20 protein-coding genes are annotated in these 23,665 nt (G+C 67.2%); 11 read left to right on the forward strand and 9 right to left on the reverse strand.

The window, feature by feature from the left end; translation table 11 throughout:
- The first annotated feature begins 14 nt into the window (after positions 1–14).
- On the forward strand, positions 15–1,052 hold the full coding sequence (alr, locus tag C8J26_RS03715) for an alanine racemase (protein WP_107956741.1): 1,038 nt from the start codon (positions 15–17) through the stop codon (positions 1,050–1,052).
- Here the strand turns inward: alr and C8J26_RS03720 are convergent.
- The 4 genes from C8J26_RS03720 to C8J26_RS03735 all read right to left on the reverse strand — a co-directional run bounded on the left by C8J26_RS03720 (position 1,045) and on the right by C8J26_RS03735 (position 7,767).
- Positions 1,045–2,016 (reverse strand): 2OG-Fe(II) oxygenase, encoded by a 972-nt coding sequence (locus tag C8J26_RS03720; RefSeq protein ID WP_107956742.1) that lies wholly within the window; start codon positions 2,014–2,016, stop codon positions 1,045–1,047. The two genes, alr and C8J26_RS03720, sit on opposite strands and share 8 nt — an antisense overlap.
- A gap of 114 nt (positions 2,017–2,130) precedes the next feature.
- Complete coding sequence (locus C8J26_RS03725; protein ID WP_107956743.1) at positions 2,131–5,403, reverse strand: TonB-dependent receptor domain-containing protein; 3,273 nt, start codon at positions 5,401–5,403, stop codon at positions 2,131–2,133.
- A 147-nt stretch (positions 5,404–5,550) separates the two neighbouring features.
- Positions 5,551–6,738, reverse strand: a complete 1,188-nt coding sequence (locus C8J26_RS03730) for an acetyl-CoA C-acetyltransferase (RefSeq protein ID WP_107956744.1) — start codon at positions 6,736–6,738, stop codon at positions 5,551–5,553.
- A 33-nt stretch (positions 6,739–6,771) separates the two neighbouring features.
- Positions 6,772–7,767 carry an alpha/beta hydrolase gene (locus C8J26_RS03735; RefSeq protein WP_341871491.1) on the reverse strand — a complete coding sequence of 332 codons (996 nt, stop codon included), beginning with the start codon at positions 7,765–7,767 and terminating at the stop codon, positions 6,772–6,774.
- Between the two features lie 77 nt (positions 7,768–7,844).
- Between C8J26_RS03735 and phaR the strand changes: the two genes are divergently transcribed.
- Both phaR and C8J26_RS03745 read left to right on the forward strand, forming a co-directional pair.
- Positions 7,845–8,405: a polyhydroxyalkanoate synthesis repressor PhaR gene (phaR, locus tag C8J26_RS03740; protein WP_107956745.1), complete on the forward strand. Its 561-nt coding sequence runs from the start codon at positions 7,845–7,847 to the stop codon at positions 8,403–8,405.
- A 16-nt stretch (positions 8,406–8,421) separates the two neighbouring features.
- Positions 8,422–8,607 (forward strand): hypothetical protein, encoded by a 186-nt coding sequence (locus C8J26_RS03745; protein WP_107956746.1) that lies wholly within the window; start codon positions 8,422–8,424, stop codon positions 8,605–8,607.
- A gap of 4 nt (positions 8,608–8,611) precedes the next feature.
- Here the strand turns inward: C8J26_RS03745 and C8J26_RS03750 are convergent, their stop codons facing one another.
- From C8J26_RS03750 to C8J26_RS03760, 3 genes are all read right to left on the reverse strand, one after another.
- Complete coding sequence (locus tag C8J26_RS03750) at positions 8,612–10,060, reverse strand: ArnT family glycosyltransferase (RefSeq protein ID WP_107956747.1); 1,449 nt, start codon at positions 10,058–10,060, stop codon at positions 8,612–8,614.
- 7 nt (positions 10,061–10,067) lie between these two features.
- Positions 10,068–11,288: a S41 family peptidase gene (locus C8J26_RS03755; protein WP_244185141.1), complete on the reverse strand. Its 1,221-nt coding sequence runs from the start codon at positions 11,286–11,288 to the stop codon at positions 10,068–10,070.
- A 260-nt stretch (positions 11,289–11,548) separates the two neighbouring features.
- The gene (locus C8J26_RS03760) at positions 11,549–13,084 is read right to left on the reverse strand and encodes a TadA family conjugal transfer-associated ATPase (RefSeq protein WP_055873623.1); all 1,536 of its coding nucleotides are present in this window, start codon (positions 13,082–13,084) and stop codon (positions 11,549–11,551) included.
- 135 nt (positions 13,085–13,219) lie between these two features.
- Between C8J26_RS03760 and C8J26_RS03765 the strand changes: the two genes are divergently transcribed.
- Complete coding sequence (locus C8J26_RS03765; protein ID WP_107956748.1) at positions 13,220–14,722, forward strand: S1C family serine protease; 1,503 nt, start codon at positions 13,220–13,222, stop codon at positions 14,720–14,722.
- Here the strand turns inward: C8J26_RS03765 and ada are convergent.
- Positions 14,698–15,750, reverse strand: coding sequence for a bifunctional DNA-binding transcriptional regulator/O6-methylguanine-DNA methyltransferase Ada (gene ada, locus C8J26_RS03770; RefSeq protein WP_107957058.1), 1,053 nt, complete (start codon positions 15,748–15,750; stop codon positions 14,698–14,700). The two genes, C8J26_RS03765 and ada, sit on opposite strands and share 25 nt — an antisense overlap.
- A gap of 115 nt (positions 15,751–15,865) precedes the next feature.
- Between ada and C8J26_RS03775 the strand changes: the two genes are divergently transcribed.
- On the forward strand, positions 15,866–16,711 hold the full coding sequence (locus C8J26_RS03775) for an oxidoreductase (protein WP_107956749.1): 846 nt from the start codon (positions 15,866–15,868) through the stop codon (positions 16,709–16,711).
- A 276-nt stretch (positions 16,712–16,987) separates the two neighbouring features.
- On the opposite strand, the gene C8J26_RS03780 is transcribed toward C8J26_RS03775, so the two are convergent.
- Positions 16,988–17,665 (reverse strand): dienelactone hydrolase family protein, encoded by a 678-nt coding sequence (locus tag C8J26_RS03780; RefSeq protein ID WP_107956750.1) that lies wholly within the window; start codon positions 17,663–17,665, stop codon positions 16,988–16,990.
- A gap of 332 nt (positions 17,666–17,997) precedes the next feature.
- Here C8J26_RS03780 and C8J26_RS03785 point away from each other — a divergent pair, with 332 nt between their 5' ends.
- The 6 genes from C8J26_RS03785 to C8J26_RS03815 all read left to right on the forward strand — a co-directional run bounded on the left by C8J26_RS03785 (position 17,998) and on the right by C8J26_RS03815 (position 23,563).
- Positions 17,998–18,552 carry a F0F1 ATP synthase subunit delta gene (locus tag C8J26_RS03785; RefSeq protein ID WP_056412003.1) on the forward strand — a complete coding sequence of 185 codons (555 nt, stop codon included), beginning with the start codon at positions 17,998–18,000 and terminating at the stop codon, positions 18,550–18,552.
- Positions 18,553–18,556: 4 nt separating this feature from the next.
- Entirely contained in the window at positions 18,557–20,086 is a 1,530-nt protein-coding gene (atpA, locus tag C8J26_RS03790) for a F0F1 ATP synthase subunit alpha (RefSeq protein WP_055873607.1), read from the forward strand.
- Positions 20,087–20,209: 123 nt separating this feature from the next.
- On the forward strand, positions 20,210–21,103 hold the full coding sequence (locus tag C8J26_RS03795; RefSeq protein WP_107956751.1) for a F0F1 ATP synthase subunit gamma: 894 nt from the start codon (positions 20,210–20,212) through the stop codon (positions 21,101–21,103).
- A complete protein-coding gene (locus C8J26_RS03800) occupies positions 21,100–21,693 on the forward strand; it encodes a hypothetical protein (RefSeq protein WP_107956752.1) in 594 nt (197 codons plus the stop codon). Before C8J26_RS03795 ends, C8J26_RS03800 begins: the two co-directional genes overlap by 4 nt.
- A 4-nt stretch (positions 21,694–21,697) precedes the next feature.
- Positions 21,698–23,182 (forward strand): F0F1 ATP synthase subunit beta, encoded by a 1,485-nt coding sequence (gene atpD, locus C8J26_RS03805; RefSeq protein WP_056411996.1) that lies wholly within the window; start codon positions 21,698–21,700, stop codon positions 23,180–23,182.
- 126 nt (positions 23,183–23,308) lie between these two features.
- Complete coding sequence (locus tag C8J26_RS03815) at positions 23,309–23,563, forward strand: ATP synthase F1 subunit epsilon (protein ID WP_107956753.1); 255 nt, start codon at positions 23,309–23,311, stop codon at positions 23,561–23,563.
- Positions 23,564–23,665 lie beyond the last annotated feature (102 nt).

Here is a 23,665-nt window from a genome sequence, read left to right on the forward strand (position 1 = left end):
CTATCCCGCGCCGGGTGATCGATATTCCCGCCCCGCTCCGCCTGCGCCTCGACGGCGACGCCCTCGTCCGGAACTGGCGGACGCTCGACCGCATGAGCGGCACCGCGGCGTGCGGCGCGGCGATCAAGGCCAATGGCTATGGCCTCGGCGCGGCCGAGGTCGCCCGTCGTCTCGCCGACGCCGGCTGCCGCGATTTCTTCGTCTCGAACTGGCAGGAAGCCGCCGACCTCGCGCCGCTGGGCCTGACCGTCTCCGTCCTGCACGGCGTCCGCGAAGACGACATGCCCGCCGCGACCGCAGGGTTCGCCCGCCCGGTGCTCAACACCGCCACGCAGGTCGCGCGCTGGAAGGCCGCGGGCGGCGGCACATGCGACGTCATGGTCGACACCGGCATGAACCGCCTCGGCGTGTCCGCGGACGACATCGCGGAGGGGCTGCTGGGCGATCTCCGGATCGAGACGCTGATGAGCCACCTCGCCTGCGCCGACGAGGAGTCGCCGATGAACGCCACCCAGCGCGACCGCTTCGCCACGCTCGCCGGCCAGACCTCGGCGCGCCGGATGAGCCTCGCCAATTCCGCCGGCATCGCGCTGTCGGGCTACGCATTCGACCTGACCCGCCCCGGCCTCGCACTCTACGGCGGCGTCCCGCGCGGCGAACTCGGCGCGATCCGGCAGGTCGTCCGGCCCGAGGCGGAGATCCTGCAACGCCGCCGGGTCCGTGCAGGCGATACGGTCGGCTACAATGCGCAATGGACGGCCGCGGAGGACACCGAGGTCGCGATCCTCAATCTCGGCTATGCGGATGGTTATCGCCGGCATTTCACCAATGTCGGTGCGGCGCTGGCGTCGGGTCGGGTCTTGCCCGTGCTCGGCAGGGTCTCGATGGACCTGGTCGCGATCGACGTCGACGCGGCCAAGGACCTGGCCGAGGGGGACTGGGTCGAACTGGATTATGCCCTGCCGGCCAGCGCAGCGGCGTCCGGACTGTCGCAATATGAGCTGCTCACCGGTCTCGGCCAGCGGTTCGATCGGGTGTGGGCGGCTAGCTGATCGTCCACGGGTCGATCGGGTCCGCCCGGATCCAGCGTGTCGCCAGCCATTTGGCGCCGTGCGTGACCGGCAAGCCCGCATGTCGGCTCGACTGGTCGATCGCGCCATCCGTGGTCAGTGTCCTGAACACGATCGCGTCGCCACCGCGCGGCGTGATGGTCAGGTTGCCGGCGGGAAAATGCGTTTCGCCGCCGCCATAGCCTTCGTTCAGATAGACCAGGACGGTCGCGACGCGCTGGTTCGCGGCATCCTGGATCGTGTCCAGATGCAACCGGTATTGCTGGCCCGGCCGGTATCGCAGCACCGTCAGCGGTTCGCCTTGCCCGATGTCCGTACCGCTCGCGGCGGCGATGCGCCGGTTGATGGCGCGGACGACCAGATCCTCGCGCGCCGGCCCGATCGCGGTTCCGTCCGACGTCCGGATCGGATGCGCGATCCAGCGGCCGGTCCGCGGATCGATCACGCGCGCCGGCTCCAGCATCGCTGCGGCGACACCGGCGAGATGCGCGCACTCCGCCGCGGTCAACAATCTGGGAAAGCGGATGACGTCGGGCGTCTCGCTCAGCGTCTCGGGCACCGGCAAAGCGGTCGGCGCGCCAGCGGCGTCGATCGCCATCGCGTCGAGCAGCGTCAATTGCCCGAGCGCAACCGGATCGGCGCGCGCAGCCGTTCGCAACAGGGAAACCGCGCCGGGCCAATCGGGCGTACCGCCGCTGCCATTGGCGGTCAGCGCGATCTCCATCAGCGCGGCATCGACATGGCCGATCGACACCGCGCGCGCCAGCAGAGCGCGTGCCTGGACGAGGTCGCGCGCAACGACATCGCCCGCGAGATGCCACACCGCCAGTTGCATGATCGCGTCGACATCACCGCGATCGCCAGCACTGCGCAGGATCGCAAGCGCCTCCGAAGCTCGGCCGATCGAAACCAGATGCAGCGCGTTCGCCGCCGGGCTGTGGGTCATCCTGCTCTCCTATCAGACCGGCCCTATCAGACCGGCTTCGCAAAGCGCCATCCGGCAACAAAAAAAGGGGCCAGGTTTCCCCGGCCCCTCATCACGTCTGCGTGTTCCGATCGCTCAGAACTTGGCGGTGACGCCAATGTAACCGAACCGGCCACGGTTGTCATAGATGGCGCTGCCTGCGCCGATACCCGTGAGACCGTAAGGCGGCTGCTTGTTGCTGACGTTGTTCACACCGAAATACGCGTTGAAGCGCTCGGTCACGTCCACCCCTGCACGAATGTCGTGATAGGTGACGGCCGGGTACTGTTCGATCGTCGCGTAATCGGCATTCTGCGGCGGCTGGCCGTTCAGCGCGTTATAGTCCTCGAACGTGTTCAGGTACATCTTGTCGATCCAGCGCACCGAATAGCCCAAGGTGACCTTGCCGACCTTCACGTCTGCACTGATGTTGAACTGGTCGGACGGATCGCCCAGCTCACCCGTGATCGTGTTCTTGAAGCTTGGGTCGGCCGGATTGGTGTAGTTGTCGCGCTGGATCACGTGAGTCCAGATGCCCTTGGCGGACACTTCACCCCAGGCGAACCGATGGTTGTACGCGATGTTGGTGTCGATGCCGGTCGCCTTCAGCTTCGCGAAGTTGGCCGTCGTCTGCAACAGCGACCCTTCGAGAACGCGGAACGGGATCTCGCCACGCGGACCGCCACTGGCGCCGGCGCGCTGGAACAGGCCGCAGAACGGATTGTTCAGCGTCGGCGAATCGTAGCACAGGTTCAGGATGTTCTGCGCCGTCACTGCCGAGATCACCTTGTCGACGGTGATGTTGTAGTAATCGGTCGTGATCGAGAGCCCTGGCAGGAAGCGCGGCTGGAACGCGCCACCGATCGTGTAGGACTTGGACGTCTCCGCCTCGAGCTGCGGGTTGCCGCCGCTGATGATCTCGAGCGACGAGCTGTAGACATAGTCGTAGCCTGCCGGTGCACCCGCCGCGGTGCAGTTCGCAGCGCGGGTCGCGGAGCCCGTGGCAAGGTTGCGGGCCGAGCAGGGGTCGTTCGGAGCCGGCGTGAAGTTCTGGCTCTGCGCCGAATACAGATCACCGAGATACGGCGAGCGCACCGACTTCGAATAGGAGCCACGAACCATCAGGTCCCGGATCGGACGCCAGTTCACGCCGCCGCCATAGGCGTAGACGGTGCCGACCGAGCCCTTGTAATCCGCGACGCGGCCCGAACCGTTGATCGTCAGTTCCTGCAGAAGCGGAACGTCCTTGACCAGCGGGATCGAGATTTCGCCGAAGGCTTCCTTCACCTCGAACGCGGGCGAACGGAAGGTCGGGATGGCGTTGTAGAACGCATACCCGGCCTGCGTCACCGGATCGAGATCGTAGGACAGCGTTTCGCGGCGATATTCGCCACCCAGCGAGAAGCCGATCGGACCGCCCGGCAGGGTGAACAACTGGCTGAGATCGCCGGACACGAAGCCCATGCCCTGGAACTGCGTCGCCTTGCCCATCGCTTCGGTCGACACGGTCAGGTACTGGCGCGCGGCCTGGCTGACCGAGCCATCGCCGAACGGATTGAGCGGAACGCACGCCGCCACGTCCGCTGCCAGGACCGCGGGATTGCCTGCCCGGTCGGTGCCGGCATAGGCCGGATTGACCTGCGAGCGGCAGACGATCTGGCCCGCTGCGTTGCGCACCGTATCGTTGGCGAGCAGGAAGCGCTGGCGGTTGATGTTGCCCTGGATGACGTTGCGTTCGCGATGCTCGCCATAGTTGGCGGACAGTTCGTAATGCCAATCGTCGTTGAAATCGCCGCGGACGCCGCCGACGATGCGGTAGGTCTCGCGCCGGATGTTCTCATCGCGGATGCCCAGATCGACATAGTTGCGACGGTTCGAAAAGCGGAACGTCCCCGCCGCGATCTGCGCCAGCGTGGCATTGCGCAGGGCAACGCCGGTTGCGTTCGTGCCGAACGCGGCGCCGGTGTTCGGGTTGACGCCCGAGTTCACCGCTGCCGTCAACTGGGCAGTGATCGTCGCGCGTGCGCCCGCATCGAGATAGGGGTTGTCGAGACGGATGCCCTCGCGGTTGACCGGGCCGTTGCCGGTCGGGTTCGTCAGGACGTAGGACCGGTCGTTGAAGCCAGCGATCGGCGTGGCGTCGGCCAGCGTCTGCCCCTGCGAGAAGAACGGGCCGCTCTGCGAGCCGCGTGCTTCGGACCGGACATACTTGGCTTCGATGAACGGGACGAGCGCTGGGCTGACTTCGAAATGGCCGATCAGGTTGACGGCGTAACGGTTGAGTTCCGGCGACAGGACGAGCAGCCGGCCTTCGCGGCCGGTATAGCCGTTTCCGCCGATATAGCTGCCGTTCGGCCCGAGGCCGATGCGCGTGCCCGTCTGCGGAGTCAGCGCGCCATTCGGCTGGAACAGATAGGCGCAGGTGAACGAGCTGCCGGCCGAATCCACGCCGCACGGTGCATTGGCGGTGTTGGCATAGCGGATGCCGACCTGGCCGCCGGTCGAAATCGTCGTCGAGCGGATATCGCGCGCGAAGATGCGATCGGGAATGCTGTCCGATCCGTTGACCGAGCCCGCCGGATCGGTGTCGACGATGACGAAGCCGTCATTCTGGCGAAGATTGGGTCGGCCCGACGCGTAGTAATCCTGCTGATGCGCGTATTCGAGATTGACCGCGATATTGCCGCGACCATCGGCAAAGTTCTTGCCGGCGACGGCCGACAGATACTGGTTGCCTGCGTCGCCATATTTGCTGATGCCGGTCTGGCCGTGCAGGTCGAGGCCGTCGTAATTTTCCTTCAGGACGAAGTTGACGACGCCCGCGATCGCGTCCGAACCATAGACCGCCGAATTGCCGCCCGACACGATGTCGATCTTCTCGATCAGGTCGGTCGGGAAGGTGTTGATGTCGGGGCTGTTGCCGTTGTTGATGATCTCCGACGACACATGGCGTCGGCCGTTCACCAGCACGAGCGTGCGCGAGGTGCCGAGACCGCGAAGATCGAGCAGGTTGAGACCGCGAACGCCAAGGCCGCTCGTCGAGTTCTGCGAGCTGACCGTGCTGCGCAGCTGCGGCAGGTCGTTGAGGACGTCGCCGATCGACACGCGACCCGACGCGAAGATATCCGCGGCGGTCACCGTCGTGATCGGGTTGGGCGACTCATCGTTGGCACGACGGATGCGCGATCCGGTGACAAGGATTTCCTGGGACCCGGCATTGTCGCCCTGCGTGGCCTGGGTCGGCGTCGTGCCGTCCGCATTAACCGGCGGCGAGTTCGCATCCGGCACCGCTTGTGCGAGTGCGAGCGTCGGCAGGAGCGAGAAGGCGCCTACAAGCGCCGTTGCACCCAAAAGGCGTGATAAGTTCATGAAAAAGCCCCCGTTTTGGCATGTATGCCTTATGGCTACACGGTGACGAGACGGGGGCTCCCACGCAATCGTTTATTACAGGGAGATGAACGGCGCGTTATTTTTGTACGTATCGTGTTACACGAATGCAACAATTGGTAATAAGTCCTACCGTTCTATGCACATCGCGATTCCCATGCCGCCGCCGATGCACAAGGTCGCCAGCCCCTTCTTCGCGTCGCGCTTCTGCATCTCGTAGATCAGCGTCGTCAGGACGCGCGCACCGCTCGCGCCGATCGGGTGGCCGATCGCGATCGCGCCGCCGTTGACGTTGACCTTGCTCGCGTCCCAGCCGAGTTCCTTGCCGACCGACAGCGCCTGCGCGGCGAACGCTTCATTGGCTTCGATCAGGTCGAGGTCGGCGAGCGTCCAGCCGGCCTTTTCGAGCGCGCGACGCGTCGCGGGGACGGGGCCGATGCCCATCACCGACGGGTCGACGCCCGCCGACGCCCAGCTCTTGATCGTCGCGAGGATCGTCGAGCCGCGGCGTTCGGCTTCGTCGCGGCGCATCATGACGAGCGCGGCGGCGCCGTCGTTGAGGCCGCTCGCATTGGCGGCGGTGACGGTGCCGTCCTTCTTGAACGCGGGTTTCACGCCCGAGACGCTCTCGATCGTCGCACCGGCGCGAATATATTCGTCGTCGGCGACGATCGTGTCGCCCTTGCGGCCCTTGATCGTGACCGGCGCGATCTCGTCCTTGAACCGCCCTGCGCCGCGTGCGGCCTCGGCCTTGTTCTGCGAGGCGACCGAGAACGCGTCCTGCTCGCCGCGCGTGACCTGATATTGCTCGGCGAGATTCTCGGCGGTGATGCCCATGTGATAGCCGTTGAAGACGTCGGTCAGCCCGTCGCTGACCATCGTGTCGACGAGGCTGAGGTTACCCATTTTCTGGCCGCCACGGATCGACTGCGCGTGCGCCGAGAGCGACATCGATTCCTGCCCGCCCGCGACGACGATCGTCGCGTCGCCGGTCTGGATCGCCTGGGCCGCGAGCGCGACGGCGCGAAGGCCGGAGCCGCACACCTGGTTGACGCCCCAGGCGGGGATTTCCTTCGGCACGCCCGCCGCCATCGACGCCTGGCGCGCGGGGTTCTGGCCCTGTGCCGCGGTGAGCACCTGGCCGAGGATCACTTCGGAGACGTCCTCGCCTGCGACGCCTGCCTGTTCGAGCGCGGCCTCGATCGCGATCCGGCCGAGTTCGTGCGCGGGCGTTGCGGCGAACGCGCCGAGGAAGCTGCCGACCGGGGTACGCTTGGCAGCGGTGATGACGACGTCAGTGGGAAGCAGGTCGGTCATGTCGGGATCCTCTATGTTTGGACCCCATGTACGTCAGTCGAGCGCGGCGATCCAGTTGGCGAGCGGTTCCCAGAGGCGCGCGCGCGCGGATCGGCCGATGACCATGCCGACATGCCCCGCACCGAGATCGCGGCGGTCGGCAAGCCCGATCGCGGTGGCGGCGGGCACGATACGGTCACTGAGCGACACGAACTCGACGGTCGGGCAGGCGAGCGCGTGCGGGTTGACCGGGATGCCGGCGATGGTCCAGCGGCGCTTGCCGGGGCGGTCGTCGGCGATGCAGTCCTCGAACAGGCCGGCGGCGGCGGCGTAGGGGAGGGGTGCACCGGCGTTCGCCCAGTCCTCCAGCCCGACGAACGCGCGCGCCGCGTCGCTGTCGGGGGCGAGATCGGCAAAGGCTTCGTATTTGGCGATCGTGCGGGCCGGGTCGAGTTGCCAGAAACCGGCTTGCAGCACTTCCATCGGCAGCAGGCCGAGCAGCGCGGCGGCGGGCTTCACCGCGGCCCAGGTCGCGGCCAGCGTGGGACGGCTGTCGGCGTACCCCGCAAAATGCCACGGCGCGGCGATCGTCGCGACTCCCGCAACGGGCGTGACGGCGGCGGCACCCAGCGCGAGCGTGCCGCCGAGGCAATAGCCGACCACGACAGGCGGTTCGGGCAGCACCTGCAGCAACGGCAACAGCAATCGCTCGACATGCGCCGTCAGATCGAGGTCGCGGTCCTCGTCGCCGGGCGATCCCCAGTCGACCAGCCATGCATGGAACCCTTGCGCGGCGATCCACCGCAGCAGCGAAGACTCGGCCGTGTGATCGAGGATATCGGGCGGATTGATCAGCGACGGGACGAACACGACGGGGCGTCCGCTGCCGCCATAATCACGCAGACTTACACGGCCCGAACGGTGGATCGCGGGCATCGGATCGGCCCGCGGCTCTCGTGGCGCGGCCTGATACGCGCGCAATCCGGCCAGCGCGCGCGCCATCCGGTCGGGCGATGCTGCGGTCTCGCTGCGCAGCATCGCGAGGAACAAGGGCAGGGGCCTCGGTCCGTGTTGCGGTGCGTCATCAAAGACTGTAGCCTCCGTTTCAAACATAAGACGGGGGATCCATGAAGAAGCAACCGGCTGCCGACGGAATCGTCATCATCAAAAAATACGCCAACCGTCGACTCTATAATACCGAGTCCTCATCCTACATCACGCTCGATCATCTCGCGACGATGACCCGCGAGGGCCGCGACTTCAAGGTGGTCGATGCGAAGACCGATGAGGACATCACGCACAACGTCCTCACGCAGATCATCATGGAGGAGGAGAGCCGCGGCGAGACGATGATGCCGGTGAATTTCCTGCGCCAGCTGATTTCGATGTACGGCGATTCGATGCAGACGATGGTGCCGGGCTATCTCGAGGCGTCGATGGACAGCTTCCGCCGCAACCATGATCAGTTCAAGTCCGCGGTCGAGGGGGCGTTCGCGAACTCGCCGTTCGCCGATCTGGCCAAGCGCAACCTGGCGATGTTCGACGTCGCCGCGCAGGCGATGAAGCCCGCGGCCCCGGCACCCGCATCCCCCGGCGCGCCCGCCTCGGCCGCCAGCCAGGACGACGAGATCGCCGCGTTGCGCAGCGAACTCGCCAAGTTGCAGGAAAAGGTCGAGAAGCTCGGCTGACGGGCTGCGTCGCGCGATGGGGCCGGTCTTGTGGAGCGCGAGCGGCGGGCTCGCCGCGCTGGCCGTCGTCGCCGGGTTCGGCGAACGACGCCGGCGGCGGCGGCGCGATCCGGATTCGGTGGGCTGGGTCGACTGGCCGACGGTGCAGATGCTCGCGCTGATCGCGCTCGCCGTCACGATCGGGCTCGCGGTCAAAGGCTGACGGCTCAGCGGTTCAGGCGGTAGACGCGGTGCGGCAAGGTGCCGATCGCGACGATTCCGACCAGACGGTAATGCTGTGCGATCGCTGCGGCGACGAGCGTGCGGGTCGCCGGGTTGGTGTCGGCTTTCGGCGCGCGGACGACGATGATCCCGGGCCTGGCGGCGAGCAGCCGCGCGGTCTCGGCAGCCGGGTCGGTGCCGAGCCCGTGCGCCTCGGTCATCCGGCTGAGATGGCTGCGGAAGATATACGGCGTCGGCAGGCAGGACCGGGTCAGGTAATAGAGGATCGGCTCGCTGCCGAACGCGAACAGGCAGCCTTGCGGGCGCTGTCCGATCATCCGGACGAGCGTTGCGACCTGTCGCGCATCGCCGCGCCGGGCGACGCGGATGCCGCCCAGGATCGCCGCGGCGACCGTGCCGAACAGCAGCACCGCGATCAGCCATCGACGACCCGCGACGACCGAACACCGCGCTAGTCCGGTGCCGGCGGCGACCGCGAGCGGCAGCGTGACGGGCAGCAGGTACATCAGCTCGAAATTGCGCATGATGACCACGGCAATCCCCGCGGCGGCGAGCCAGCCGAGCGCGAACGGCGCCGTCCCCGACCGGTGCCCCCGCCATGCCAGCAGGATCAGCGGCGCGCCCAAGGCGAGCGCCCCGGCGAGTTTGAGCAGGCTCGAGCCGATGCCATCGTCGTTCTGCTGGCCGAAGATCGACAGGAAGTTCGCGAACACGAACGCGTCGTTGTGGCCGGCGAGCGCATAGACCACCCACGCGATCGCGGTCGGTAACAGCGCCGCAGCCACCCAGAGCACCGCACGCCCGAGTAGCCGCACGATCGCGCGATCCGCGTCGCGCGCCTGGCGGAGCAGCACCAGCCCGAAGAAGATGCCCTCGAACAGCGCGGTATATTTGACCTGCATCGCCAGCCCGACCAGCAGCATCGCGGCGATCCCGCGCGCCGTGAGGTGGCGCCCGCCCGAGTCCCGGCCGAGCACGAACAGCGCCGCGCCCGCCATCAGCGCATTGCCCCACACCGCGGACTGGCCGCCCGCGCCGTCGAAGATCATCAGCCAGACGAGATAGATCAGCCCCGCACCCAGGCTCGCGCGGGTCGCTTCACGCTCGGCTATCCCGGCCCCGACCAGCCGGTGCGTGATCCGGCCGACCAGGAACGCGGTCCCCGCCGCGACCAGCGTGGCGGCCACCTGGTACATCACGATGCCGTTGCCGCCGACGCTGCGGATGCCCGCGAAGATCAGGAACAGCCCGACCGGCTTGCGATCGAAGATGTCGACGAACGGCCACGCGCCGTGCAGCAGGCGATCGCCGACCAGCAGATAGAATTGCTCGTCGCTATGGATCACCGGGTTGCCGAACAGCGGGCTGCGGATCGCGAAGGCCACGAGCAGCAGCACGAGCGCCTGCCCAGTCCGGTGACGCAGGCTGGTCATGATGGTCCTAATAGAAATGCTTCAAGGCGAGTTTTCGCGTGGTGCCGTCGCAAAGGCCGAGCGTCACGACTCGACCGGACGTACCCGCCGACCAGGACGCGATCGGGCTGGACGCATAGTCGCCGGTGACCGCGATCCCGTCGATCGTGCAGATCAGGTCGCCGTCCTTCCAGCCTGCCGCCGCCGCGGGGCCGCCGCGCATGACGTGGAGCACCTTCAGCCGATCCTTCTCGATGCCGATCAGCAACCCGCTGGTCGAGCGGAGCGGCGGCGTGTCGGCCGTCGGCCCACGGCTCAGCACCATCCGGCGCGCACCGGGATCGAGCAGCACGCGATACTTCTGGAGAAAGCCCGAGCCGATCCGCCCGGCGGCGCCGATCGACTGCGAAAAGCCGCCGGCGGGTTCGATCCGGATCTCGGTCTCGCGCGCGGTCATCGCGCCGACGCGGAACTCGGGGACGATCGCGAGGCCGCTCACCACCGGGCCGGCGAGCCCGAACGAGACCGCGGTCGTCGCCGGCACGCGGAGCGCCGCGGCGTCCCAGCCCGCCGCCGTCACCGTCACCGCGGAGCCGTCGCCGGTATCGACGATCATTGGCGCCAGTCGCCGCGTGCCGAGCGTCGCGGCACTCTCGTACACGCTGCGCTCGGTCGAGACACTGAGCGGCGCCGTCTCGCCCTTGAACGGAAGCCGGCCGGAGCGGATCAGGCGGAAGCGGTGCGCGGCATAATCGATGTCGAGCGCATGCCCGGCGAGCAGGTCCGCGCCGACCAGCAGGTCGACCGCCGCGGTGCTGCCGGTCGCGATCGCGGGCAGATCGGTGACGGTGACGCCGCCGCCGGTCCGCGCGAGCCCGCCGATCGCGAGCGTGCGCGTCGGCATCCAGCCAAGCTGGACCGATCCGCCGATCGCCTGCGCGCTGCCGCCCGCGACCAGCTTGGCCGTGTCGACCGCGGGGGAGGCCTTCGCAAGCAGCGTGTAGCTGACGCCGGTGTCGAGGATCGCGGTGCGGTCGCGCCCGTCGAGCTGCATCGTGAACCGGATCTGGTTGCCCGGGGTGAGCTCGAACGGCACCCAACGCGCCTCGGCATCGTCGAACAGACGATAGACGCCGCGGTCACGCGACGCGGGGGAGACGCTCGCCGCCGCGACGGGTTTGGCCGGCTCGCGCGCCGAGACGAAGACGACCGCGATCAGCGGGACGAGGGCAAGCAGGGCACGGCGCATAGACCGTCGTCCCTAGCGGGTCGGGGGATGCGTACAACCCGCGGCGTCGTGACCGCCAGGCCCTAACGATCCTCCCCCGCCAGGGGGAGGTGGCGCCGAAGGCGACGGAGGGGGAGGACACGGAACCGGCGTTTGCCTTTCCTCCCCCTCCGTCTGGCAAGTGCCAGCCACCTCCCCCTGGCGGGGGAGGATGAGCTCCCGCCGCCCCGCTTTTCAGCGAAGGCAGGAGTTAGGGACAACGGGCGGGGCTCCGTTGCGCCCTACAGGCACGCCTCAAGATACGCCTGGTCGAACCCGAACTGCTTGGCTTTCTCCAGCGTATAGGGCCGAAGCCCCATCGAGCGGTATTCGCCCAGGATCTTTCCGTCGGCCGACTCGTCCATATATTCGAACTTGAACAGCTCCTGCGTGACGATCACCGGGCCTTCCATGCCGATCACCTCGGTGATGTTCGTCACGCGACGCGAGCCGTCGCGCAGGCGCTTCACCTGGATGATCAGCTCGACCGAATCCGCGATCTGGCGCGAAATCGCTTCCTTCGGCACCTTGATGTCCGACATCATCACCATGTTCTCCATACGCGCGAGCGCCTCGCGCGGGGAGTTGGCGTGGAGCGTACACATCGATCCATCGTGACCGGTGTTCATGGCCGCGAGCATGTCGAAACACTCGGAACCACGAATTTCGCCCAGGATGATCCGGTCCGGCCGCATACGCAGCGCGTTCTTCACGAGATCGCGGATCGATATCTCGCCCTGGCCCTCCAGATTGGCTGGCCGCGTTTCGAGCGGCAGCCAGTGCGGCTGTTGCAGGCGAAGCTCGGCGGCATCCTCGATCGTCAGCACGCGCTCGCCCGGGTCGATCATCTTCGACAGCGCGTTGAGCATCGTCGTCTTGCCCGAGCCGGTACCGCCCGAGATGACCACGTTGAACCGCGACGCGCCGGCGATCTTCAGCGCGGTCGCCATTTTCGGGCTCATGCTGCCGAACCCGGCCATCATGTCGAGCGTGATCGGCTTGGCCGAAAACTTACGAATCGAGATCGCGGTGCCGCGCAACGACAGCGGCGGCACGATCACGTTGACGCGGCTGCCGTCCTTCAGGCGGGCGTCGGCGAGCGGCGTGGTCTGGTCGACGCGGCGGCCGACCGAGTTCACGATCCGCTGCGCGATCTGGAACAGATGCTCCTCGTCGCGGAACTGGATGGGGGCGAGCTCGAGCTTGCCCTTGCGCTCGACATAGGTCTGTTCGGGGCCGTTCACCATGATGTCGGTGATGTTCGGATCCGCCAGCAGCTCTTCGAGCGGCCCGAGCCCGAGCAATTCGTCGACCAGCACCTTTTCCAGCGCGAACTGTTCGCGGCGGTTGAGCGTCAGCTTCAGCTCGGCGAGCACCTCGCCGATGATCGGGCGGAATTCCTCCGCCAGCTCGTCCTTGCCGAGCGTCGCCGCGGCCTCGGGATCGACGCGTTCGAGCAGGCGCGGGAGCACCTGTTCCTTGATCTTGTGGATCGACTGTTCGAATCCCTCGACACGGCTGTTCCCCGCCTCGCCGCTGGCGTTCTGGCGATCGGAGAGGCGCTGCATCGCGTCCATCTGCGTGCCGGGCATCGTGCCGGGGCCGAAGCCATCGGTTTCGCCGGGCATCGGCAGCGACTCGATCGGCGGAAACTGCGAACCGCCTTCGGGCTCGGGGCGTGGCGCAGGGCCACCACCTTGCATCGGGCGCGCCACGCCGAATGCTGGCCGGGCCGCTTGCCCCCCGCTGATGCCATTACGACGCCCGAATGCGCTCATGCCCAAATCCCTGGATGATTGCCCAACGGGTTAGGGGGCAAGGCTTGATAATTCGCTAACCAAACCGGATCGGCGCGCGTGGTCCCGGCGGTGCCGAGGGTTGATCGCCGCCGCGAACTCCCCGAAGGCGGGGACATGATCCGCCTGCTGCTCCTTCTCGCGCTGACTTTCGGGTTGGCCAGTTCCGCGTCGGCCGACGACATCGCCGCCACCGGGCGCGGCGTGGTGCGCGTCGTCACGATCGCGGTGGTCGACGACCAGGTCGTCGGCTTCGGCCATGGCAGCGGCTTTGCGGTCGCGCCCAACCGGATCGTCACCAACGCGCATGTCGTCGATCTCGCCGAGCGCTATCCCGACAACGTCGTCGTCGGGATCGTACCCACCGAGGGTACCAAATCCTACCAGGGCAAGGTGATCGCCTATGATTCGCAGCGCGATCTGGCGCTGATCGAGTTCACCGGCGCGCGCCTGCCGCCGAGCGCGCTCTATACCGGGCCGATGAACGAGGGCGATGCGGTGGTGTCGCTCGGCTTCCCCGGCAATGTCGACCTGGCGACCGCGCGTTCGGCGGCGGATTATATCCGGCCGATGACGCCGGTGCGATCTGAGGGCGTGCTGTCCGGGCGCCGCGTGCTGAGCGATATCGAGGTGCTGCTGCACACCGCGAGCATCGCGCGCGGCAATTCGGGCGGGCCGCTGCTCGACCGGTGCGGCCGGGTGATCGGGGTCAACTCGGCGATCACGCGCGGCGAAGAGGGCGATTCGACGTTCGGATTCGCGATCGCGGATACCGAGCTCGCGGGCTTCCTGCGCGATTCGAAACAGCCTTATGCGTCGATCGGCACGGGCTGCACCTCGATAGAGGACCGGCTGCGGCAGGACAGCGACGCCGATGCGCGCGCGACCGCCGATGCGGCGTCGGCGAGGCGCGACGCGGCGGCACAGGATGCGCTGGCGCGCGAGGGTGCGGTCGAAAAGGCCCGGACCGAGGCGGCGCACACGCGTGAGAACGTGATGGCGATCGCCGGCCTGTTGCTCGTCGCGGGCGCGCTGGTGATCGGCAGCGCGGGGCTGCTCGAATCGCGCGGCCAGCGGCGGCAGGCGATCTGGGCGGTGTCGATCGGCGGCGTCGCGGTGCTCGTCGCGATCATCGTGTTCGTGCTGCGGCCGTCGGGCGAGGTCGACGTGCCGCTGTCGGCGTTGCCGAAGTCGCGGTTGGCGACGCCCGATGCGGCGCTCGGCAAGCTGATGTGCACGCTGATCCCCGAACGCAGCCGGATCACGATCTCGTCGAGCGAGGACGTGCCGATCGAATGGGGCGCCAAGGGCTGCATGAACCGCAAGACGCAATATGTCGGTGCGAATGGGCGCTACGACCGCGTGCTGGTGCCGGACAATGAGCAGACCGTGTCGGTGCTGTCGTTCGATCCGGCGACGCGGATCTATTCGAACACGCGCTATCTGATGTCGGCGGCGGGGATGGCGGCGGCGCGAACCGCGCGCGGGGTCGTGCCGAACGTATGCGGGATGGACGACACCGCGCTCGCCAAGCTGACCAGCCAGCGGGCGGCGATCCGCGCGGTGCTGCCGCCGCTGCCCAACGAGAAGCTCGTCTATTCCTGCAAATCGGCGCGCTGAGCTTCGGTCGCGAGCAGCGCGCGTTTGCGGTCCAGCCCGTAGGCATAGCCGCCGAGCGCCCCGCCGATCCGCTGCGCACGGTGGCAGGGAATGACGATCGATACCGGGTTCTGCCCGCACGCGGTGCCGGCGGCGCGCACCGCGGCGGGGCGCCCAGCGAGCGCGGCGAGTTCGCTATAGGTGCGCGTCTCGCCGATCGGGATGGTCCGCAGCGCCTGCCAGACCGCCTCCTGGAACGCGGTGCCGCGCACGTCGAGCGGGAGGTCCTGGTCGCGGTCGGGGGATTCGACGGCGGCGACGACATGCGCGGCGAGCGCGGCGAGTGCGGCATCGCCCGGTTCGACCGTCGCGTTGGGGAAGCGGCGGCGGAGTTCGTCCGCGTCCTCGTCGAACGACACGCGGCACAGGCCCTTGTCGGTGGCGGCGACGAACAGCGCGCCCAGACTGGTGTCGGCGGTGGTCCAGCGGATCGTGACGCCTTGGCCGCCGCGCGCCCACGCGCTGGGCGCCATGCCGAGCCGTTTGGCATCGGCCTCGTAGAAGCGGCTGGGGGCGGAATAGCCGGCGTCGTAGATCGCTTCGGTCACGGTCGAATCCTCCGATAGGGCGTCGGCCGCGCGGCCGGTGCGCAACGCGCGCGCATAGGCGGCGGGGGTGACGCCGGTGGCGCGCTTGAACAGGCGGTGGAAATGGTGCGGCGCGTAGCCGACCTGCGCCGCGACCGAGTCGAGCGAGAGCCGGTCTTCGGCGGCTTCGAGCAGCGCGATGGCGGCGGCGACGGCGATCCGGTCGCGGCCGACCGTGTCCGGGGTGCAGCGCAGGCACGCGCGGAACCCGGCGGCGCGTGCGCTCGCCGGGTCGGGGTGGAAGCTGACATTCTCGCGCTTGGGGTGCCGCGCGGGGCAGCTCGGCTTGCAGTAGATGCCGGTGGTCTTCACGCCGACGAGAAACCGGCCGTCCCACGCGCGATCGCGCGCCGCGAACGCGCGCCATGCGGTGTCGTCGTCGAGGGCAAAGGCGGTGGTCATGCCATGGTTATAGCGCGCCGCGCGCGCCATGCATCCCGTGGCTTGCGGTCAAAGCCGGAGCCAAATGCCGGGCCGGTCGTTCTGAGCAAGTCCCCAAATATGAAAGACTTGCACCATGGCATCCGACACGCCCGTCTGGTTCATCTCCGGCTGCTCGACCGGTTTCGGCCGCGAACTCGCCAAGCTCGTGCTCGCGCGCGGCTGGCGCGCGGTCGTCACCGCGCGTGATGCCGACCGCGTCGCCGATCTGGCCGAGGACGCGGACGATCGCGCGCTCGCGGTCTCGCTCGACGTGACCGATCAGGCGCAGATCGACGCGGCGGTCGCGCAGGCCAAGGCCAAGTTCGGCCGGATCGACGTGCTCGTGAACAATGCGGGCTATGGCTATCAGGCGTCGGTCGAGGAGGGCGAGGAGTCCGAGATCCGCGCGCAGTTCGATGCCAACGTGTTCGGCCTGTTCGCGCTTACGCGGGCCGTGCTGCCGATCATGCGCGCGCAGAAGAGCGGGCATGTGATCAACATCACCTCGGTCGCGGGCCAGATCGGCTTCCCGGGGTCGGGCTACTATGCCGCGTCGAAGCATGCGGTGGAGGGCTGGTCGGATGCGCTGCTTGCCGAGGTAAAACCGCTCGGCATCGAGGTCACGTGCGTCGAGCCAGGGCCGTTCCGCACCGACTGGGCCGGGCGTTCGCTCAAGCAGACGCCGGTCGCGATCGCCGACTATGCCGACACCGCGGGCAAGCGGCTCGACGGCACGCGCGAGGGCAGCGGCACGCAGGCGGGCGACCCGGTGCGTGCAGGCGAGGCGATGATCGCGCTGACCGAGGATGCGAACCCGCCGCGGCATCTGGTGCTGGGCGCGTGGGGCTATGATCACGTGACCGCGAAGCTGGCGGAGCGGCTCAAGGAGATCGAGGCGCACAAGGCGGCGAGTTTGGGCGCGGATTTCCCGGCGGCTTGAACTTGGAAAACTACGCAGGCTTGTTTCCCCGCGAAGGCGGGGACCCAGACTGGGCTCCCGCCTTCGCGGGAGAACAAGGAAGCAGGGGCGGCCTTCACGTTTGTAGCGCCAGCCGGCGCCGAGGGCCTTATTGCATGGGCCCTACCAAAGCCACCACCCCGGCGAAGGCCGGGGTCCAATTGGAGGACGTTGCTAACGGAGCGTGTCCCTCAATTATTTCCACCTTTCCAATTGGGCCCCGGCCTTCGCCGGGGTGGTGCCAAAGGGAAGGGTGATTTAGCCCCCGTTGGCGCGGAACAACTCCAGCGTGCGCTGCTTGGCCAGATCCGCGCTCGGCTCGTGATAATCCTTCCGCCGGTCCGAATTGAAGCCGTGGCCGGCCTCGTAGACATACACCGTCGCGTTGGGCCAATCCTTGGCGATGACCTGCTCGACGCCCTCCATCGGGATGCCGTGATCGTGGCGGCCAAAGTGGAGGATCACCGGCACCTTGGGTTCCTCGTCCGCCGCGGCGGGGATCATGCTGCCATAATAGCCGCTCGCCGCCGCCACGCCGTTGAGCTTGGTCGACGCGAACCACGCGACCGACCCGCCATAGCAATAGCCGACCACGAACACCGGACCCGCGGGCGCGAGCGTGTCGATGCAGGTCTGGACGTCCTTCAGCGACAGATCGAACGGGTGGAGCTGCCGCGCGAGTTCGATCCCGCGCGCGAGGCCGTCGCCCGAATAGTCCGCCTCGAAGCCGGGATGCTCGCGGTCGAACAGCGCGGGCGCCAGCACCTCGTAGCCGTCGGCGGCATATTCGTCGCACAGGTCGCGGATATGATCGGTGACCCCGAAGATTTCCTGCACCAGCACGAGCCCGCCGCGGCGCTCGCCGGTCGGCTGCGCGTGATAGACCGCGACGGTCGCGCCGTCGGACATGGTCATCGTTTCCATCGTGCCGGTCATTTTAAGGTCCTCGTCGTGTGATCCTGTTCCGACCACTATCGTCATTCCCGCGGAGGCGGGAACCCATAGTGGCAGGCCGTGCGATGAAAGCGCCGGGTCCGGAGGTTATGGATCCCCGCCTTCGCGGGGATGACGGGGAGGGGGAGGATCGGGGGCCTCCAGCCCCGTACCAATGACAAAACAGTCACAAACCGACCGGCCCGACCCTCCCGCCGGGTTGCCAATCCCGGAACCCGATGCTACCCGCGCCGCGTCCCATGAGAGGTGCTTTCGCGCCCTCTTCCCCCATGGGACAGCAACATTTTCGGTTTCAGGCGAGGATTGACAGGTCCGTGGAGACATCCGGCGGTATTCAGGCGAGCTTAGGCGGGCGTTATGCGCTGGCCCTGTTCGAACTCGCACGTGACGCGAAGACGATCGACGCAGTCGAGTCGAGCCTGTCGCGCGTGCGTGACGCACTGGCGCAGTCGGAGGACTTCCGTACTCTGACGATCAGCCCGATGGTGTCGCGCGGCGCGGCGGTGAAGGCGGTCTCCGCGGTCGCCGACGAACTCGGCGTCGATGCGACCACCAAGAGCTTCCTCGGCGTCCTCGCCGAGAACCACCGGCTGGGCGCGCTCCCCAAGATCATCAAGGCGTTCCGCGCACTTGCCGCGCAGCATCGCGGCGAGATCGCCGCCGAAGTGACCTCTGCGCACCCGCTGACCGACGAACAGGTGATCGAGCTGAAGCATCAGCTCCGCCAGCGCGTCGGCCGTGAAGTTTCCGTCGACCTCAGCGTCGACCCATCGTTGCTGGGTGGACTCGTCGTCCGCGTCGGCAGCCAGATGATCGATTCGTCGATCAAGACGCGTCTCAACACTCTCGCGCACGCGATGAAGGGCTAAGCTAATGGATATCCGCGCCGCAGAAATCTCGAAGATCATCAAGGATCAGATCGCCAATTTCGGCACCGAGGCTCAGGTCAGCGAGACCGGCCAGGTGTTGAGCGTCGGCGACGGCATCGCGCGCATCTTCGGCCTCGACAACGTCCAGGCCGGCGAGATGGTCGAATTCTCGAACGGCGTGCAGGGCATGGCGCTCAACCTCGAGGCCGATAATGTCGGCGTCGTGATCTTCGGGTCGGACTCGGAGATCAAGGAAGGCGACATCGTCAAGCGCACCGGCACGATCGTCGATGTGCCGATCGGCAAGGAGCTGCTCGGCCGCGTGGTCGATGGCCTCGGCAACCCGATCGACGGCAAGGGCCCGATCCACACGACCGAGCGCAGCCGCGTCGAAGTGAAGGCACCGGGCATCATCCCGCGCCAGTCGGTCAGCGAGCCGGTCCAGACCGGTCTCAAGGCGATCGACGCGCTCGTTCCCGTCGGCCGTGGCCAGCGCGAGCTGATCATCGGCGATCGTCAGACCGGCAAGTCGGCCGTCGCGATCGACGCGTTCATCAACCAGAAGATCGCCAACGCCGGCGACGACGAGTCGAAGAAGCTGTATTGCGTCTATGTCGCGATCGGCCAGAAGCGCTCGACCGTGGCGCAGCTCGTCAAGACGCTCGAAGAGAATGGCGCGATGGAATACACCATCGTGATCGCCGCGACCGCGTCGGATCCCGCACCGCTTCAGTATCTCGCGCCTTACACCGGCGTCGCGATGGGCGAGTATTTCCGCGATCGCGGCATGCACGCGCTGATCTGCTACGACGATCTGTCGAAGCAGGCCGTCGCCTACCGCCAGATGTCGCTGCTGCTGCGTCGTCCTCCCGGCCGTGAAGCCTATCCCGGCGACGTGTTCTATCTCCACAGCCGCCTGCTCGAGCGTGCGGCCAAGATGTCGGACGCGAATGGCGGCGGCTCGCTGACCGCGCTGCCGATCATCGAGACGCAGGCGGGCGACGTTTCGGCGTACATCCCGACCAACGTGATCTCGATCACCGACGGCCAGATCTTTCTCGAAACCGACCTGTTCTTCTCGGGCGTGCGCCCGGCGATCAACGTCGGTCTCTCGGTCAGCCGCGTTGGCTCGGCCGCACAGACCAAGGCGATGAAGAAGGTGTCGGGCTCGATCAAGCTCGAGCTGGCGCAGTACCGCGAGATGGCGGCGTTCGCGCAGTTCGGCTCGGATCTCGATGCCTCGACGCAGAAGCTGCTCAACCGCGGTGCGCGTCTGACCGAGCTGCTCAAGCAGGCGCAGTTCTCGCCGCTGCCGTTCGAGGAACAGACCGTGTCGATCTTCGCCGGCACCAGCGGCTATCTCGACAAGGTGCCCGTCGCCGACGTGACCCGTTACGAGCAGGCGCTGCTGGCCGACATGCGCGCGAACCACGCCGATGTGCTGAAGCTGATCCGCGATACCCGCGACCTGGGTAACGAGGCGAAGGACAAGCTGAAGGCAGCGCTCGAGGCGTTCGCCAAGACGTTTGCATAAGTAAACTCCCTCTCCCCTGCGGGGAGAGGGTCGGGGTGAGGGGCAGTACCGGGAGGTGCCGCCCCCGTGGCAGCCCCTCACCCCAACCCTCTCCCCGGAGGGGAGAGGGAGCAGGAAGAGAAGATGGCATCACTTAAGGCCCTCAAGATCCGCATCGGCTCGGTGAAGTCGACGCAGAAGATCACCAAGGCGATGAAGATGGTCGCCGCTGCGAAACTGCGCCGTGCGCAGGACGCGGCGGTCGCTGGCCGGCCCTATGCCGAGCGGCTCGAAGCGGTGATGGCGAGCCTCGCGGGGCGAGTCGGCATTGCGCCGGGCGCATCGCCGCTGCTGGCCGGGACCGGCAAGGACCAGGTCCACCTGATCGTCATCGCGACGTCGGAGCGTGGCCTGGCGGGTGCGTTCAACACCAACATCGTCCGTGCGGCACGCCGCAAGGCCGAGGAGCTGATCGCGGCCGGCAAGACCGTGAAATTCTATGTCGCCGGCAAGAAGGGGCGCGTGATCAAGCGCTTCTTCCCGAACGACATCCTCGCCGACCACGAGATGAGCGGAATCAAGAAGCTCGCGTTCAGCGACGCGCAGGAGATCTCCGAAGACCTGATCAAGCGCTTCGGCGAAGGTCAGTTCGACGTCGCGCATCTGTTCTATTCGAAGTTCGTGTCGGCACTGGTGCAGATCCCGACCGGGATCCAGATCGTTCCCGTGCCGATCTCGACGATCCCCGGTGCGGAAGCCAAGCCGAACGCTCCGGCCGAAGCCGTGGTCGAGTACGAGCCCGACGAGGAAGCGATCCTCGCCGACCTGCTGCCGCGCAACGTCGCGATCCAGATCTTCCGCGCGCTGCTCGAAAACGCAGCGTCGGAGCAGGGCAGCCGCATGAACGCGATGGATAACGCCACGCGCAATGCCGGCGACATGATCACGCGTCTGTCGATCCAGTATAACCGCACGCGTCAGGCCGCGATCACGACCGAATTGGTCGAGATCATCTCGGGTGCCGAAGCGCTTAAATGAAGTTCGTCGTCGCCCTGACGTCCCTGTTCGTGGGCACTGCGTTGTTGGTGAGCTGCGGCAAGCCGGCACCGACGGTGCGCGAGCAGGAGGCGGCGCAGGCCCGGTCGGTCGCAAGCCTGTCGGGCTGGGATCGGCTGTTCGCCGCCCCGCAGGAGACGATCGGCGCGATCAACCAGGCCGGCTTCGCGCTGGGCGGCTATGCGGCAAAGGACGAGGGCTTCATCGCCACCGGCCAGCCGCGGATGTTCTCCAACTCGAACGCCAAGGCGCCGAACACGACCTCCGTCGTCGTCGCCGGCAAGAGCGCCGAGTCGATCGACACCGTGACCTATGCGTTGTCGCTGACCGATCCGGTCGACGCGACCACCGCACGGATGCGGCTCGCGCAGACCGTCGGCGAGTTTCTGGGCCGCTTAAAGATCAAGGCATCGCCCGACCTGTTGCGCGCGATCCGCCTCGGGCAACCGCTCGATGCGGCGCCCGCCACGGTCGCGATCGTCCCTGCTACCAACACCACGCCGGCGCGCGTGGACGTGACTTTTACCCGTTCTCCGGCTACCAGCCCGGCCAACAACAAGACCCAAGGATAGTGTGATGGCAACCGCCGCTGAAGACATCCGCCCGACCGAGGGCAGCTCGAAGGCCACGAACAACACCGGCCGCATCTCGCAGGTCATCGGTGCCGTCGTCGACGTGCATTTCCCCGACAACCTGCCCGCCATTCTGTCGGCGCTCGAAACCGACAATAACGGCAACCGGCTCGTGCTCGAGGTCGCCCAGCATCTCGGCGAGAACACCGTGCGCACGATCGCGATGGACGCGACCGAGGGTCTGACCCGCGGCCAGACCGTCACCGACACCGGCTCGCAGATCCGCGTGCCCGTCGGCCCGAAGACGCTCGGCCGCATCCTCAACGTCATCGGCGAGCCGATCGACGAGCGTGGCCCCGTCGGCGCAGAGACGACCGCACCGATCCATGCCTCGGCACCGTTGTTCGTCGACCAGTCGACCGAGAGCGCGATCCTGGTCACGGGGATCAAGGTCATCGATCTGCTCGCACCCTATGCAAAGGGCGGCAAGATCGGCCTGTTCGGCGGCGCCGGCGTCGGCAAGACCGTGCTGATCCAGGAACTGATCAACAACATCGCCAAGGGTCACGGCGGCACCTCGGTGTTCGCGGGCGTCGGCGAGCGTACCCGCGAGGGTAACGATCTGTACCACGAGTTCCTCGACGCGGGCGTCATCGCCAAGGATGCCGACGGCAATCCGCAGTCGGAAGGCTCGAAGGTCGCGCTCGTATTCGGCCAGATGAACGAGCCGCCAGGCGCACGCGCACGCGTCGCTCTGTCGGGCCTGACGATCGCTGAGTATTTCCGCGACGTCGAAGGCCAGGACGTGCTGTTCTTCGTCGACAACATCTTCCGCTTCACGCAGGCGGGCGCAGAGGTGTCGGCACTGCTCGGCCGTATTCCGTCGGCCGTGGGCTATCAGCCGACGCTGTCGACCGACATGGGCGCGCTGCAGGAGCGCATCACCTCGACCAACAAGGGGTCGATCACCTCGGTGCAGGCCGTGTACGTGCCGGCCGACGATCTTACCGATCCGGCGCCTGCGACGTCGTTCGCGCATCTCGATGCGACGACCAACCTCAACCGTGCGATTTCTGAGCTGGGCATCTACCCGGCAGTCGATCCGCTCGATTCGACCTCGCGTCTGCTCGAGCCACGCGTCGTCGGCCAGGAGCATTACGACACCGCGCGTGCGGTCCAGTCGACCTTGCAGAAGTACAAGTCGCTGCAGGACATCATCGCGATCCTGGGCATGGACGAGCTGTCGGAAGAGGATAAGCTCACCGTGCAGCGTGCGCGGAAAATCCAGAAGTTCCTGAGCCAGCCGTTCCACGTCGCCGAGGTCTTCACCGGCATCAGCGGCAAGTTCGTCCAGCTCGAGGACACCGTCCGCTCGTTCAAGGCGGTCGTCGAGGGCGAGTATGATCACCTGCCCGAGAGCGCATTCTACATGGTCGGCGGCATCGACGAAGCCGTCGCCAAGGCCGAAAAGATGGCCGCGGAAGCCTAAGCGCTTCCAGCTCCCTCTCCCCTCCGGGGAGAGGGTTGGGGTGAGGGGCTGCCACAAGCGCTCCCGCCCGGTACTGCCCCTCACCCCGACCCTCTCCCCGACGGGGAGAGGGAGAAGGCGAATAAGATGCTGCACTTCGAACTCGTCACGCCAGAAAAGCTCGTCCGCTCGGAGGAGGTCTACATGGTCGTCGTCCCCGGCACCGAAGGCGATTTCGGCGTGCTGGAGGGCCACGCGCCGTTCATGTCGACGGTCCGCGACGGCGGCGTGCAGGTGTATCGCACGCAGAACGGCACGCCCGAGACGATCGCGATCCGCGGTGGTTTCGCCGAGGTCAGCGCCAAGGGTCTGACCGTGCTGGCCGAACACGCGGCCGAGTAAGGTCGCTTTCCTCGCCACGGCGGGGATAAGCATACGCTCCCTCCACCCGGTCCGTCATCCTGACGAAAGTCAGGATCCAGGGTAACAACGGGTGGCGCTGCG

The sequence above is a fragment of the Sphingomonas aurantiaca genome, assembly GCF_003050705.1.
GTDB lineage: Bacteria > Pseudomonadota > Alphaproteobacteria > Sphingomonadales > Sphingomonadaceae > Sphingomonas > Sphingomonas aurantiaca.